Raw genomic sequence first — 13,639 nt, 5'->3', positions numbered from 1 at the left:
GTGTTCGATCGTACCAGGGTCTAGTGCGTCAGACCGAATCTAGAAAGCGATCACCTGAAATCGGGCGGTGGATCGGGGCTCAGGTCGGGAACCGTCGTCCGGCCGGCAGCCTTCGCGCGACCTGGCGCAGCGAGTGTCGCGGAGCGCCAGCCGCGAAGGGCGTTCACTACCGCCAGGCCGGTGGCGCGATGCAGGTCATCGGGACGCAGGACGCGTTCGGCCAGCGCCCCGAGCTCGATGAGGCGGCCGCGTTCGACGCCGGGTAGACAACCGCCGCCAAGGGGAGGGGTCCACCACCGGCCGTCGAGGTGAACGGCCAGGTTCGCCGTCGTCGTCTCGGTGATCTCGCCCCGCTCGTTGACGAGCACGACCTCGTCGGCGTCCGGATGGCGGGCGCGCCGGCTGGTGTAGGGCTTTCTGCGGCTGGTCTTGTGGTGCGGCCAGCAGTCGCGGGAATCGATCGGGTCGTCGTCCACCGCGAGGAGCACCGGCCGGTCGGTGCGCGGCGGGAGCCGGTCGACATTGACGGCGATCTTCCCGTCGCGGAAGGCGAGTAGCCGGACCCTGGCGTCGCCAACGCCCGCCAACCGAGCGGCCAGGAAGGAGCGCGCCGCGCCCGGATCGAACGGGAATCCGAAGTAGGCAGCGGAGGCCTGCAGGCGGGCCAGGTGCCGGCCGAGAGCGACCAGACCTGCCTCCCGGTCGTGGCGCATGGTCTCGATGAGATGGAAGTCGTCCGGTCGGGTGGCGAGGACCCGTGCCTTCGCGAGCAGCTCCGCGTACTCGGCGGCGGGATCGGACTCCCACGTGATGCCCCCGCCAGTCCCGTACGTCGCCGTACCGGCCTGCCGGTCGACCAGCACGGTCCGGATCGCGACGTTGAATCGGGCGCGGACCGGCGAGCCTGGTGGCGCGACGAAGCCGACGGCGCCGCAGTAGATCCCGCGCGGTCCCGGCTCGAGGTCGCGGATGATCTGCATCGTCCCGGCCTTCGGTGCCCCGGTCACCGACCCGCATGGGAACAGGGCTCCGAAAACGTCCGCCAGGCCGACGTCCGGACGCAGGTCCGCAGTGACGTCGGAAGTGAGCTGGTGCACGGTCTCGTACCGCTCGGGGCGGCAGAGCGAGGTGACCTTCACGCTGCCGGTCCTCGCTACGCGAGCGATGTCATTGCGCACCAGGTCGACGATCATGACGTTCTCGGCCCGCTCCTTGGCGCTGGTCCGCAGCCGCTCGATGAGGACGGCATCCTCGGCCGTCGTCCGCCCCCGTGAGGCGGTCCCTTTCATCGGGCGCATGTGCAGCCGTCCGTCGCGGATCTCGAAGAACAGCTCGGGGCTCGCACCGGCGATCACGAAGCGACCGACGTCGAGGTAGGCGTTGTGGGCGCCGCGCTGGCCGAGCGCGAGGTCGGTGTAGAGCTGAGTCATGTCGCCGCGGACCGCCGCGCGCATCCGCGTGGTGAGGTTGGCCTGGTAGGTGTCGCCGTCGGCGATGTGCGCACGCACTGCGTCGACGCCACGACGGTGCTGGTTCGCGTCCCAGTCGCACGTCCACGGCCCGACCCGGTAGCGACGCTCGCCGGGCGGGACGACGACCGGCACCTCGCGGGGCGGAGCGCAGATCCCGAACCAGGCCAGCGGCAGCCCGGCGATCGGCTCCCGGACCGGCAAGGCGGCGTCGAATCCCGTGGCCGCCTCGTAGACGACGAATCCGAAACTCCAAGCCCCGCCTGCCGTCGCTCGCTCCACCTCCCGCAGGACGCCCGTGACCTCGCCGGCGCTGTGTGCGACGAGCGGGCCGGACACGCTGGTGAAGTGAAGGGCAGCGCCCGCACGCAGGTCGTCGAATCGCGCCCACGGCGCCACGGGCGTCACCGGTACGTCGATCCGACGCTGGTGACGTGGAAGAAAGCTCCGCTCACGGGAAGAGGTTGACACAGGGCTACTCACGACCCCCGGGCTCGGGGGAGGCGTCCATGGCCGCAGGGATGCGCGTCCCTTCGTCCCGCCCTGATGCCGCGCGGGACACGCAGCCCTGATCGTCGTTCACTCGCCCTCGCGCTGGGTATGCCCGTGCAGCCAGGCGCAGGCCCGACGATGAAGGGGATGGCTGTGGCGGTATCGGAGTCGAACCGTTCGGACCGGACGGGAGCCCAGGTCAGCGAGCGTGAGGCTCGCCAGGTCGCCGAGGAGGCCCGGGAGGGGACGTGGCGGAAGCCGAGCTTCGGCAAGCAGTTGTTCCTTGGACGGTTCCGTCTCGACCTGATCCACCCGCACCCGCGAGGCAAGGCGGAGGCAGCGGGGCGTGGGCAGGATTTCCTCGCTCGGTTGCGGGCGTTCTGCGAGGACGAGGTCGACCCGACCGTGATCGAGCGGGACGCCATGGTGCCGGACCGGGTGTTCGCCGGACTCGCAGAGCTGGGCGCGCTAGGCATGAAGATCGACCCCGAGTACGGAGGCCTGGGGATGTCGCAGGTCGACTACAACCGTGCGTTGATGTTGGCCGGCTCGGCACATCCGGCGATCGCCACAATGCTCTCGGCGCACCAGTCGATCGGGGTGCCGCAACCGGTGGCGTTGTTCGGTACCGAGGACCAGAAGCGGAGGTTCCTCCCGCGGTGCGCGCGCAGCGACATCAGCGCGTTCCTGCTGACCGAGCCCGACGTGGGCAGCGACCCGGCCCGGCTGCGCACCACGGCCACCCCGACCGAGGACGGCTCGGCCTACCTGCTCAACGGGGTGAAGCTGTGGACGACCAACGGCGTGATCGCCGACCTGCTGGTCGTGATGGCCAGGGTCCAGCGGTCCGACGGGCATCGCGGCGGGATCTCCGCGTTCGTGGTGGAAGCCGACGCCGCCGGGATCACCGTCGAGGCCCGCAACACGTTCATGGGCCTGCGCGGGATCGAGAACGGGCTCACCCGCTTCGATCAGGTACGGGTGCCGGCGGACAACCGGATAGGAGCCGAAGGCGAAGGCCTCAAGATCGCGCTCACGACGTTGAACACCGGCCGGCTGTCGCTGCCGGCGATCTGCGCGGGCTCGGCGAAGTGGTGCACCATGATCGCCCGCGAGTGGTCGCGGGAGCGGGTGCAGTGGGGACGGCCGATCGGTGAGCACGATGCGGTCGCGGGCAAGGTCGCGTTCATCGCCGCGACCGCGTTCGCCATGGAGGCGGTGGTCGAGCTGGCCGGCGCGCTGGCCGACGAGAACCGTCACGACATCCGGATCGAAGCAGCGCTGGCCAAGCTCTACGGCTCGGAGATGGCCTGGCGGGTCGCCGACGACCTGGTGCAGATCCGCGGCGGTCGCGGCTTCGAGACCGCCGCGTCCCTCGCCGCACGGGGCGAGCGCGGCGTGCCCGCCGAGCAGATGCTGCGGGATGTGCGGATCAACCGCACTTTCGAGGGCTCGACCGAGATCATGCACCTGCTCATCGCCCGGGAGGCGGTCGACGCCCACCTGGCCGCGGCCGGACAGCTCGTCGACCCGGACACCACTCTCGCGCAGAAACTGACCGCGGCGGCCCGCGCCGGACGCTTCTACGCGCGATGGCTTCCCGGCCTGGTCGCCAGGCCCGGCCAGAGCCGGCGCGCGTTCGCCGAGTTCGGCCCGTTGGCCCGGCACCTGCGGTTCGTCGAGCGCTCCAGCCGTCGCCTCGCCCGGCAGACCTTCGCCGGGATGGTCCGCTGGCAAGCGCGCCTAGAACACCGGCAGCGCTTCCTGGGCCGCTTGGTCGACATCGGCGCGGAACTGTTCGCGATGAGCGCCTGCTGCGTTCGAGTACAGATGCTGGCCGGCGAGGACGCCGAGCGCGCCAACGGGGCACGCGAACTCGCCGACGCCTTCTGCAAGCAGGCCCGCGTGCGCGTGGAGGAGCTGTTCGGCCGACTGTGGACCAACACCGATGACACCGACCGGACAGCCGCCCGCCGCCTGCTCGACGGGCGGTACATCTGGATCGAGGACGGAATCCTCGACCCCTCCATCCCCGGGCCGTGGATCGCCGAGCCTGCCCCCGGTCCCACCGCCGTGCCGAACCTGCACCGCACGGTCCGTCCAGCGCGCTGATCGTCCGAGCGATCACGTGTTCGCTCGCCAGGGGCTGGTCTGCCCTGGTTCGGCGGCGATCGGGCCCATCCTCAGTCCAGCTGGATCACCGAGAGCACGTTGCCCGCCGGGTCGCGGAACCACGCGATCGTCGGCCCGTAGTCGCGGGCGATGCCCTTCTCGTCGGTCCAGTCGTACTTCTCGAACTCGACGCCGCGGGCACCCAGCTCGGCCACCGCCGCCTCCACGTCGGGCACCGGGAAGTTGAGGATCGTGAACGTCGCGGGCGTGTGGTCCTCCTTCGGGTACACCAGCGTGTCCCGTCCGCCCGCGATGTGCAGCGTCAGCATCCCGTGCTCCTCCGACACGCGGATGCCGAGCACATCGCCGTAGAACCGCCTCGCGGCCGGGATGTCGTCCACCGAGAAGGCGCTGAACGCCTTGACGTGCTCGAACATGGTTGCCCCATCCTGTGCACCGCACCCCGGACGGGTGCGACTCATGGGGAACGTAGAAGCTGGCGCGGGGAACTCGACATGCTCGGCATGGAGTTTCGGAACTTCGGGAGGAACGCGTGAGGTACGTCGTCCTGATCTACCACAATCCGGAGTCGCTGAAGGTCTGGGAGTCGCTCTCGGCCGACGAACGCCACGAGGGCCTCGGCGTCTACCGCGCGCTGAACGAGGATCTCGAGGAGTCCGGCGAGATGGTCGTGAGCCATGCCCTCGCCCCTCCCGGCCAGGGCAAACGCATCCCGGCCGCCGATGGCACCGGGCTGCCGACCGACGGGCCGTTTGCCGAGGTCAAGGAGCACCTGGCCGGGTTCTACCTGCTGGAGTGCGAGAGCTTGGAACGTGCGGCCGAGATCGCGGCGCGGGTGCCCGAGGCCGACCTGGGGCTGGTCGAGGTGCGGCCCGTGCAGGACCTCAGCACATTCGAGGTATGAGCACGGCCACGGGTTTCGAGGGCCTGCTCCGGGAGCTGGCGCCGCAGGTCCTCAGCGCGCTCGTGCGCCGCTTCGGCGGGTTCGACACGTGCGAGGACGCCGTTCAGGAGGCGCTGCTGGCGGCCGCTGTCCAGTGGCCGGCCGAAGGGCTGCCGGACAACCCCAAGGGCTGGCTGATCACCACCGCGTCCCGGCGGCGGATCGAGCTGTGGCGCGGCGACACCGCTCGCAGGCGCCGCGAGGAGACGGTCGCCGCGATGGCCCCGCCTCCCGCCGAGCCCCCGACGGGCGTAGACGACACGCTCACGCTCCTGATGCTGTGCTGCCACCCGTCGCTCACGACGCCGTCGCAGGTGGCGCTCACACTGCGCGCCGTCGGCGGGCTCACGACCGCGGAGATCGCCCGGGCGTTCCTCGTGCCGGAAGCCGCGGTCGCGCAGCGGATCAGCCGGGCCAAGCAGCGGGTCAAGTCCAGCGGCGGGCGGTTCCGGATGCCGCCGGAGGACGAACGGCCCGAGCGCATGGCCGCGGTCTTGCATGTCCTGTACCTGATCTTCAACGAGGGGTACACGGCGAGCTCCGGTGATGCGCTGCTCCGCACCGACCTCACCGCTGAGGCGATCCGCCTCACCCGGCAGGTGCACGGCCACCTGCCGCCGGACGGCGAGACAGCGGGCCTGCTCGCGCTGATGCTGCTCACCGAGGCCCGTCGCCGCGCCCGCACCCGGCCGGACGGCGCGCTCGTCCCGCTCGCGGAGCAGGACCGGACGCTGTGGGACGCCGCACTGATCGCGGAGGGCATCGCGCTGGTCAGCGACGCGCTCGCCACCGCGCCGATCGGGCCCTACCAGCTCCAGGCCGCGATCGCGGCCGTCCACGACGAGGCCCCGCGCGCGGGCGACACCGACTGGCCGCAGATCCTCGCGCTCTACGACCACCTGCGCGCGCTCGCGCCCGGCCCGATGGTCACGCTCAACCGCATCGTCGCCGTCGCCGAGGTGCACAGCCCACGGGCCGCCCTCGACCAGCTGACGGGCGCGCAGGCCGATCCGGCCCTGGCGGGGCATCACCGGGTGCACGCAGTGCGCGCGCACCTGCTCGACCGGACCGGCGAACGGGAGGCCGCCGCCGCCGAGTACCGGCTCGCCGCCCGCAGCACGCTGAGCGAACCCGAGCGGCGCTACCTGGAGTCGCGCGCCGAGCGACTGGCGTCGGGCACGGCCTGAGCCACCGCAGGCGGGCCCGCCCCGAGCTGGCGGCGCAGACCGCTGAGCACCACCTCGAGCCCTTCCTCGAGCTCCTGCACCCCGTCGTAGGCGGCCAGCTGGGCGGCGAGCGACCGGAGCCGCGGGAACTCCCGGACCGGGAGCCGGTGCAGCCCGAGCCGCAGGAGGTCGTCCGACTCCTCCGGGTCGTGCACGCGTTCCTGCAGCTCATTGAGCACGTGTCCCTGCAGGAACCCCATGTAGAGGCGGTAGGCGTGAAGCGCGCCGCGCTCGTCGAAGCCGACGCTGATCAGCAGCTCCAGCAGGTTCTCCAGCGCGCGCAGGATCCCGAGCGGGCGCAGGGCGAGCGGAGTGGCCAGGGGCCGCGTCACCAGCAGGGGGACGACGTGCGGATGAGCCAGCGCGATCCCGCGGAAGGCGTGTGCGGTGCGCCGCAGCACGTCTTCCCACCCCTCGCCGGCGTTCGGCACCGCCAGCTCGCCCAGGACCAGCTCGACCACGCCGTCGAGCAGCTCGTCCTTGCTGGCCGCGAACCGGTAGAGGCGCATCGGGTCCCGGCCGAGCGCCTTCCCGAGCCTGCGCATCGACAGCGCCTCGACGCCGTCCTCGTCGATCAGCCGCAACGCGGTGGCGAGCACCTGCTCGCGTGTGAGGACGGACCGGCGAGGTGCCGGGTCATCCTCGCCGGTCCCGGCCACAGCGGCCATGCTCCCGGTCATCCCAGGTCCCGCCCCTCCGCGTTGAAGATCACGGCACTACAGCGTAGCTTCTACACCGTAGCGCTACGGGAACATCCGCTCGGGCAAGGGCGGCGCTCGCGGACGCACCGACGAGAAGTGAGGGAGCACCCTCCGCCGTGACGACAGTGACCGCCGACGAGCGTCCCGAGCACACTGGCGGCCCGAAGCCCCTCCTCGACGGACAGCAGTCGCAGGGCAGGACTGTGCTCGTCCACATCTTCGTGCTCGCCCCCACACTCGCACTGGCCGCAGCCGTGCCATTGGCGTGGGGCTGGGGGCTGACCTGGCTGGACGTCGGCCTCGCCATCGGCTTCTACCTGCTCTCCGGCTTGGGAGTCACGGTCGGCTTCCACCGCCTTTTCACCCACCGGTCCTTCCGTGCCGACCGGGGCCTGCGCATCGCGCTCGCCGTCGCCGGCAGCCTCGCCATGCAGGGCGACGTCGTCTCCTGGGTCGCCGACCACCGCCGCCACCACGCCTACTCCGACAAGGAGGGCGACCCGCACTCCCCGTGGCGCTTCGGCACCACACCCGCCGCGCTGGCCAAGGGATTCGTGCACGCCCACATCGGCTGGCTGTTCGGCCGCGACCGCACCAACGCCGCGCGGTTCGCGCCCGACCTCCTCGCCGACCGCGACATCGCCCGGATCGGCAGGCTCCTCGTGCTCTGGACGGTCGTGGCGCTGCTCGCCCCCGCGCTCGTGGGCGGGCTCGTCACCATGTCGTGGTGGGGGGCGCTGACCGCGTTCTTCTGGGCCGGGCTCGTCCGCGTCGCGGTGCTGCACCACGTCACGTGGTCGATCAACTCGATCTGTCACATGATCGGCGAACAGCCGTTCGCGAGCCGCGACAGGGCGACCAACGTGTGGCCACTGGCCGTCCTCTCGATGGGCGAGTCGTGGCACAACCTGCACCACGCCGACCCCACCTGCGCGCGCCACGGGGTGCGGCGAGGACAGGTCGACATCTCCGCGCGGGTGATCTGGTTCTTCGAGAAGCTCGGATGGGCGCACGACGTCCGCTGGCCGACGCCCACGAGGCTCGCCCGGCTCGACGCCGCACCGCGCGCGGGAGCTCGTTGAACACCGATGAACGGAGCTGACGTGCAACCACCGCCCGGGGACCTCGTCGAGTCGTTCGCCTCGCTCGACCGCGCACGCCTGACGAGGATGAGCGAGGCGGCGAGAGCCGACCAGCTCGAGGCCCGCCAGCTCCTCATGGACTACGTCGAGTCCCTCTGGGCGGACGTGCGACGCGCCGGTGAGCGTCCCGACGTCGGGGAGAAGTACCTCGCGCTCGGGGTCATCCGGGAGCTGTCCCGATCCATGACGACCATCGCGTTCGAAGCGGTCTACGGCAGCAGGCCCCGATGAGCACGTCGCTGACCGGGGCCGGGCGAACGACCGGAGAGCGGGTGCGCCAGGCCGCCATCGACTCGGGAGCGTCCGCCGACCCCGTCCGCGACTACCTGCGCAAGATCAGCCGGACCGCGCTGCTCACCGCGGCCGAGGAGGTCGACCTGGCGCAGCGCATCGAGGTCGGCATCTTCGCCACCGAACGGCTGCGCCACCCCGAGTCGACGGGTGGGCCGTTCTCGCCGGCCTTCGTCCGCGACCTGGAATGGCTCATCCGCGACGGCGAGCGCGCCAAGCAGCGACTGCTCGAGGCGAACCTCCGCCTCGTCGTCTCGGTCGCGAAGCGGTACGTGGGTCGCGGCATGGCGTTCCTGGACCTGATCCAGGAGGGCAACCTGGGCCTCATCCGCGCGGTCGAGAAGTTCGACTACGTCAAGGGCTACAAGTTCTCGACCTACGCCACCTGGTGGATCCGGCAGGCCGTCAGCCGCGCGATGGCCGACCAGGCCCGCACCATCCGCATCCCCGTGCACATGGTGGAGGTCATCAACCGGCTCGACCGGCTGCGCCGCGAGATGCTGCGCGACCTCGGACGCGACCCCACGTCGGCGGAGCTGGCCGAGGCGCTGGACACCACACCGGAGAAGGTGCAGGAGTACCAGCAGTACGCCCGGCAGCCGCTCTCCCTCGACCAGAACCTCGGCACCGAGGGCGACGCCCAGCTCGGTGATTTCATCGAGGACACCGGCGCGGTCATCGCGGTCGAAGCCGCGAGCTTCGGTCTGCTCCAGGACGAGCTCAAGTCGGTGCTCGCCACGCTCTCCGAACGCGAGGCCGGCGTCGTCCGCATGCGGTTCGGGCTGACAGGCGGGCGCGCCCACACCCTGGACGAGATCGGCCAGGTCTACGGGGTCACCCGCGAGCGGATCCGGCAGATCGAGGCGCGGACGATGTCGAAGCTGCGCCACCCGTCCCGCTCCCGGACGCTGGAGGGCTACCTGGACTCCTGAGAACCTCACATCGGGCGGCCGCGGACGGCTACCCTCCCGGCGTGGCTGGTCGGCGCGGGTGACGGACCGGTCGCTGCGGCTTCGCCGGAATGCGGGGTTCCGCAGGTTCTGGGCCGCGTCGACGATCTCGGACTTCGGCACGCAGATCGGCACCGTGGCCATCGGCGTCCTCGTCGTCGCCGATCTCGGCGGCACGGCCACCGACGTCGGGCTCGTCCAGAGCGCGGGTGTGGCGCCCTACCTCGCCGTCGGCCTGTTCGCAGGCGTGCTCGCCGACCGCGTGCGGCGCAAGCCGCTGCTCGTCAGCACCGATGTCGGCCGGGCGCTCGTGCTCTCCTGCGTGCCGCTGCTCGCCGTCACCGGCACTCTGGACGTCCCGGTACTGGCCGCGCTGATGGTGGCGTTCGGCCTGCTGTCGGTGCTGAACGCCGCCGCCCACCAGTCCTTCCTGCCGAGGTTGCTGCCGCGTGAGCTCCTGCCGAGGGCGAACGCGCGCCTGGAGCAGAGCGACGCCGTGGCCCAGACGACCGGGCGGCTGCTGGGCGGCGGGCTCGTGGCGGCGGTCGGCGCACCGCTGACCCTGCTGGTCGACGCCGCGAGCTACGCGGTGTCGGGCCTGCTCACCGCCGCGACACCCGTGCTCGACACGCGGCCGCAGCGGGCGTCCCGCTCGGTGCTCGCCGATCTGGCGGAGGGCACCCGCTGGGTGTACCGGCACCCCACGCTGGCGCCGCTCGCCATCGGCACCCACGGCTGGTTCCTGTTCAACGCCGTGATCAGCGCCGCATACGTGCCGTACGCGCTCCTCGAACTGGGGACCGGCGCGCTCGGCCTCGGCGTGACGTACGCCCTGGCCGGCGTCGGGGCGCTGCTGGGCAGCTCGGCGTCGGTGCCGCTGAGCCACCGGCTGGGGATCCCGGCGACCATCGCGGGCTCGCGGGTGCTGGGGGCCGGCGGGATCCTCGTCGTCACCGCGGCGGCCGGAACAGAGGGTGCCGCTGCCGTCGCGATCGCGGCGGCGGGCCAGTTCCTCTACGGCCTCGGCCTCGGCGCCGGGGGGCCGATCGAGATGGCGTATCGCCAGGGCGTCACCCCGGACCGGCTGCAGGGCCGGATGAACGCCACGATGCGCTCGTTCAACCGCGCCGCGGTGGTCGTCGGCGCCCCGCTCGGCGGGCTCTTCGCCGACGCCGTGGGCCTGCGGCCCGCGCTGTGGCTCGGGGCCGCCGGGATCGGCGCCGCGGGCATGCTGCTCGCCGCGTCCGGGTTCCGGACGGCAAGCCACGACGACGAGGCGCCATGACGCGAGGGGGGACGGTGCATTCCATGGAGGACGAACGGGCCCTGGTGGCCGCCACGTGCCGGCGGCTCGCCGCCGATGGGCTGGTGATCGGGACGGCGGGCAACGTCAGCGTGCGCAGGGACGACCGGGTCGCCGTGACCGCGACGGGAGCCCGGTTCGAGACGATCACCGCTGACGAGGTGACCGTCGTCGACCTCGACGGCCGGGTCCGCGGCGGCGGGCCGGCACCCACCTCGGAGATCGGCCTGCATCTGGGCATCTATCAGCGGTTCGGGTCGGGCGCGGTCGTGCACACGCACGCCCCGGCGGCCACGGCCGCCGGCCTCGTCGTCGACGAGCTGCCATGCGTGCACTACCAGATGCTGCAGCTCGGCGGGTCCGTCCGCGTCGCGCCGTATGCGCTGTTCGGGAGCCCCGAGCTCGCGCAGGCGGTGCTCGCCGCGCTGGAGGGGCGGGCTGCGGCCCTCATGGCCAACCACGGCGCCGTCACCCACGCCGGCGACCTGGCCTCCGCCGTGGAGCACGCGCTCCTGCTGGAGTGGGCGTGCGATCTCTACCGGCGGGCCGCCTCGATGGGCCGCCCCCGCGCGCTGGACTCCGACGCGCAGCACGAGGTGGTCGCGGCCGTGATTGCGCGTGGCTACGGCACGATCCACCCGACCGCAACGGAGGAGCCGCGATGACGACCACATCGGACATGACCGTGATCGCACTGGGCGCGCACGTGCTGGACACGCTGGTGCGCCCCGTCGAGGCGATCCCGGACGGCCAGGGCGGGCATCTGGTGGAGGAGATCCGGAGCAGCGCGGCGGGCCCGGCGGGCGGGACCGCGCTCGTACTGAGCAAGCTGGGTGCCACCGCCCGCAGCGCGGGCGCAATCGGGACCGACGCCCTCGGCGACCAACTCCTGGCGCTGCTCGCCCGCGACGGCGTCGACACCACGCACCTGATCCGCCGCGAGGGCGTGCAGACGTCCGCGAGCGTGCTGCCCATCCGCCCGGACGGATCGCGGCCCGCGTTCCACGTGATCGGGGCCAACGCCGCGTACGGGCCGGACGACGCCCCGTGGGAGGCCATCGCCGCCGCGACCCACCTGCACCTGGGTGGGCCGGAGTTCATGGGCGGCGACGCGGCGGCCCGGATCCTGTCCTTCGCCCGCGAGCACGGCGTCTGCACCTCGATCGACTGCCTCGCCCCGGGCGACCCGGGGGTGCTCGAGTGGATCGCAGGCGTCCTGCCCCACGTCGACCACTTCCTGCCCAACGACGAGCAGGTGCTGGGCTGGACCGGGGCGCCGGACCTGGTGTCCGGGTGCCGGCGGCTCGTCCAACGAGGGGTGACCGCGGTGGTGGCGACCGCGGGCGCGGACGGGGCGGTCGTCGTCACCGCCGACGGCGAGACGCACGTGCCGGCCTTCGACATCGAACCCGTCGACACCACCGGCTGCGGCGACGCCTTCTCCGCGGGCTTCCTGCGCGGCACCGGCCTCGGCCTCCCCCTGCCCGAGGCCGCCGTGATCGGCTGCGCGACCGCCGCGATCGTCGCCGGTGGCCTGGGCACCGACCACGGAACGTTCGATCTCGACGCCGTGCGGGCCTTCGCGGCCGCCACTCCGGCCCGGACGGCCTGATGCCCGCAGCGCAGCGGGCCGACGTGGTGGTTGTCGGCGCCGGCCTCGCGGGGCTCACGGCCGCGCGCGCACTCGCCGCGGCCGGGCTGGACGTCGCGGTCGTGGAGGCGCGGGACCGGGTGGGCGGGCGCACGGTCAACCACGACCTCGGCGACGGCCAGGTCGTGGAGGCAGGCGGGCAGTTCGTCGGCCCAACGCAGAACCGCGTGCTGGCGCTGGCGACCGCGCTCGGCATCGCGACCTACCCGACGCACGACCGCGGAGCGCGGGTCTACGTCCACAACGGACGGGCGCGGCGGTTCACCGGCGACGTCATGCCGGACCCGGCCGCGCTCCCCGGCCTCGCGCTGACCATCCTGCGCGTCGACCGGCTGTCCCGGCAGGTGCCGCTCGACGCCCCGTGGCGAGCCCGGCACGCCCGGCGCTGGGACGCCGTCCCGTTCGCGAGCTGGATCCGCCACGCCGGCGCCGGTCGGGGCGCCCTCGACCTCGTCGACGTCTTCCTCGCCAGCGGCTTCGGCGCCCCCGCGACCGAGGCGTCCCTGCTGTACGCGCTCTGGTACATCGCCGGCATGGGCGACGAGCGGACGCCGGGCACCATCACGCGCGGCATCGCCACGACCGGCGGCGCGCAGGAGGCCCGGTTCGTCGGCGGCTCCCAGTCCCTGTCGACCACGATGGCCCAGGCGCTCGGGGACCGCGTGACGCTCGGCGCGCCGGTGCGCGCCATCGAGCAGGACGCGAGCACCGTGACCGTTCGCTCGGAAGGGCGCACCTGGATTGCCCGCCACGCCATCGTGGCGCTCCCGCCTGCGCTCGCCGCGAGGATCGCGTGGACGCCGCTGCTGCCGCCCCAGCAGGACGCGCTGTTCCAGCGGATGGCGTTCGGCACGCTGATGAAATGCGAGGCCGTGTACGACGAGCCGTTCTGGCGCGACGACGACCTTTCCGGCCAGGGCGTGTTCCGTTCCGGGTCGCCGCTGTGCTCGACGTTCGACAACACCCCGACCAGCGGGCACCCCGGCGTCCTGATGGGGTTCCTCGGCGGGCAGCAGTGGCGCACGTGGAGCGGCCGGTCCGCGCGGGAGCGCCGGGGCGCGGTGCTGCGCAGCTTCGCGCAGGTCGCGGGCCGGCGCGCGCTGCACCCGCGCGGCTACTTCGAGCAGGACTGGACGTCCGAGGAGTGGACCCGCGGCGGCCCGACGTCGGCGATCGGGCCCGGCGTGCTCACCACACTCGGCGAGTGGCGCGACCGGCCCTTCGGCCGCGTCCGCTGGGCGGGCGCGGAGCACGCGAACCATTGGAACGGGTACATGGACGGCGCGGTTCGCTCGGGTGAGGCCGCCGCCCGCGCCGTGCTCGATCAGGAGGATTGAC

Annotated in this window: 13 protein-coding genes; 10 read left to right on the top strand and 3 right to left on the bottom strand. The window is 72.6% G+C overall.

The features are described from left to right. Nucleotides 1-50 precede the first annotated feature (50 nt). Nucleotides 51-1,877 (bottom strand): aminodeoxychorismate synthase component I, encoded by a 1,827-nt coding sequence (pabB, locus tag ABD143_RS22625; protein WP_343981848.1) that lies wholly within the window; start codon nucleotides 1,875-1,877, stop codon nucleotides 51-53. Nucleotides 1,878-2,099: 222 nt separating this feature from the next. Between pabB and ABD143_RS22620 the strand changes: the two genes are divergently transcribed. Then, nucleotides 2,100-4,073 carry an acyl-CoA dehydrogenase family protein gene (locus tag ABD143_RS22620; RefSeq protein WP_379659698.1) on the top strand — a complete coding sequence of 658 codons (1,974 nt, stop codon included), beginning with the start codon at nucleotides 2,100-2,102 and terminating at the stop codon, nucleotides 4,071-4,073. Between the two features lie 71 nt (nucleotides 4,074-4,144). Here ABD143_RS22620 and ABD143_RS22615 read toward each other — a convergent pair whose 3' ends face one another. Then, complete coding sequence (locus ABD143_RS22615; RefSeq protein WP_343981842.1) at nucleotides 4,145-4,510, bottom strand: VOC family protein; 366 nt, start codon at nucleotides 4,508-4,510, stop codon at nucleotides 4,145-4,147. 116 nt (nucleotides 4,511-4,626) lie between these two features. Here ABD143_RS22615 and ABD143_RS22610 point away from each other — a divergent pair, with 116 nt between their 5' ends. Then, nucleotides 4,627-4,998, top strand: a complete 372-nt coding sequence (locus tag ABD143_RS22610; protein WP_343981839.1) for a YciI family protein — start codon at nucleotides 4,627-4,629, stop codon at nucleotides 4,996-4,998. Continuing rightward, the gene (locus tag ABD143_RS22605) at nucleotides 4,995-6,224 is read left to right on the top strand and encodes an RNA polymerase sigma factor (protein WP_343981836.1); all 1,230 of its coding nucleotides are present in this window, start codon (nucleotides 4,995-4,997) and stop codon (nucleotides 6,222-6,224) included. Before ABD143_RS22610 ends, ABD143_RS22605 begins: the two co-directional genes overlap by 4 nt. Here the strand turns inward: ABD143_RS22605 and ABD143_RS22600 are convergent. Further along, a complete protein-coding gene (locus ABD143_RS22600) occupies nucleotides 6,179-6,943 on the bottom strand; it encodes a TetR/AcrR family transcriptional regulator C-terminal domain-containing protein (protein WP_343981833.1) in 765 nt (254 codons plus the stop codon). The genes ABD143_RS22605 and ABD143_RS22600 overlap by 46 nt on opposite strands. A gap of 137 nt (nucleotides 6,944-7,080) precedes the next feature. On the opposite strand from ABD143_RS22600, the gene ABD143_RS22595 reads away from it, so the two are divergent. From ABD143_RS22595 to ABD143_RS22565, 7 genes are read left to right on the top strand one after another with little or no spacing between them, the layout of a single operon-like run. Next, nucleotides 7,081-8,046 (top strand): acyl-CoA desaturase, encoded by a 966-nt coding sequence (locus tag ABD143_RS22595; protein WP_343981829.1) that lies wholly within the window; start codon nucleotides 7,081-7,083, stop codon nucleotides 8,044-8,046. A 21-nt stretch (nucleotides 8,047-8,067) separates the two neighbouring features. Further along, nucleotides 8,068-8,337 (top strand): hypothetical protein, encoded by a 270-nt coding sequence (locus ABD143_RS22590; protein ID WP_343981826.1) that lies wholly within the window; start codon nucleotides 8,068-8,070, stop codon nucleotides 8,335-8,337. Further along, complete coding sequence (locus ABD143_RS22585) at nucleotides 8,286-9,329, top strand: RNA polymerase sigma factor (RefSeq protein ID WP_379659715.1); 1,044 nt, start codon at nucleotides 8,286-8,288, stop codon at nucleotides 9,327-9,329. Before ABD143_RS22590 ends, ABD143_RS22585 begins: the two co-directional genes overlap by 52 nt. Before the next feature lie 58 nt (nucleotides 9,330-9,387). Next, the gene (locus ABD143_RS22580) at nucleotides 9,388-10,632 is read left to right on the top strand and encodes an MFS transporter (RefSeq protein ID WP_343981823.1); all 1,245 of its coding nucleotides are present in this window, start codon (nucleotides 9,388-9,390) and stop codon (nucleotides 10,630-10,632) included. A gap of 23 nt (nucleotides 10,633-10,655) precedes the next feature. Further along, a complete protein-coding gene (locus ABD143_RS22575; protein WP_343981821.1) occupies nucleotides 10,656-11,315 on the top strand; it encodes a class II aldolase/adducin family protein in 660 nt (219 codons plus the stop codon). Further along, the gene (locus ABD143_RS22570; RefSeq protein ID WP_343981818.1) at nucleotides 11,312-12,262 is read left to right on the top strand and encodes a carbohydrate kinase family protein; all 951 of its coding nucleotides are present in this window, start codon (nucleotides 11,312-11,314) and stop codon (nucleotides 12,260-12,262) included. The genes ABD143_RS22575 and ABD143_RS22570 overlap by 4 nt, the downstream gene beginning before the upstream one ends. Then, on the top strand, nucleotides 12,262-13,638 hold the full coding sequence (locus ABD143_RS22565; protein WP_343981815.1) for a flavin monoamine oxidase family protein: 1,377 nt from the start codon (nucleotides 12,262-12,264) through the stop codon (nucleotides 13,636-13,638). The genes ABD143_RS22570 and ABD143_RS22565 overlap by 1 nt, the downstream gene beginning before the upstream one ends. Nucleotide 13,639: the final 1 nt, after the last annotated feature.

Origin of the sequence: Pseudonocardia aurantiaca, from assembly GCF_039526725.1 — a bacterium.
GTDB classification, from domain to species: Bacteria; Actinomycetota; Actinomycetes; order Mycobacteriales; family Pseudonocardiaceae; genus Pseudonocardia; species Pseudonocardia aurantiaca.
This window is presented reverse-complemented; position numbering and strand designations above follow the sequence as displayed.

Coding starts and splice junctions, on each gene's coding strand:
- ABD143_RS22605 (WP_343981836.1), top strand. CDS start 4,995: ATGAGCACGGCCACGGGTTTCGAGGGCCTGCTCCGGGAGCTGGCGCCG.
- ABD143_RS22620 (WP_379659698.1), top strand. CDS start 2,100: ATGAAGGGGATGGCTGTGGCGGTATCGGAGTCGAACCGTTCGGACCGG.
- ABD143_RS22570 (WP_343981818.1), top strand. CDS start 11,312: ATGACGACCACATCGGACATGACCGTGATCGCACTGGGCGCGCACGTG.
- ABD143_RS22565 (WP_343981815.1), top strand. CDS start 12,262: ATGCCCGCAGCGCAGCGGGCCGACGTGGTGGTTGTCGGCGCCGGCCTC.
- ABD143_RS22575 (WP_343981821.1), top strand. CDS start 10,656: ATGGAGGACGAACGGGCCCTGGTGGCCGCCACGTGCCGGCGGCTCGCC.
- ABD143_RS22615 (WP_343981842.1), bottom strand. CDS start 4,510: ATGTTCGAGCACGTCAAGGCGTTCAGCGCCTTCTCGGTGGACGACATC.
- ABD143_RS22600 (WP_343981833.1), bottom strand. CDS start 6,943: ATGACCGGGAGCATGGCCGCTGTGGCCGGGACCGGCGAGGATGACCCG.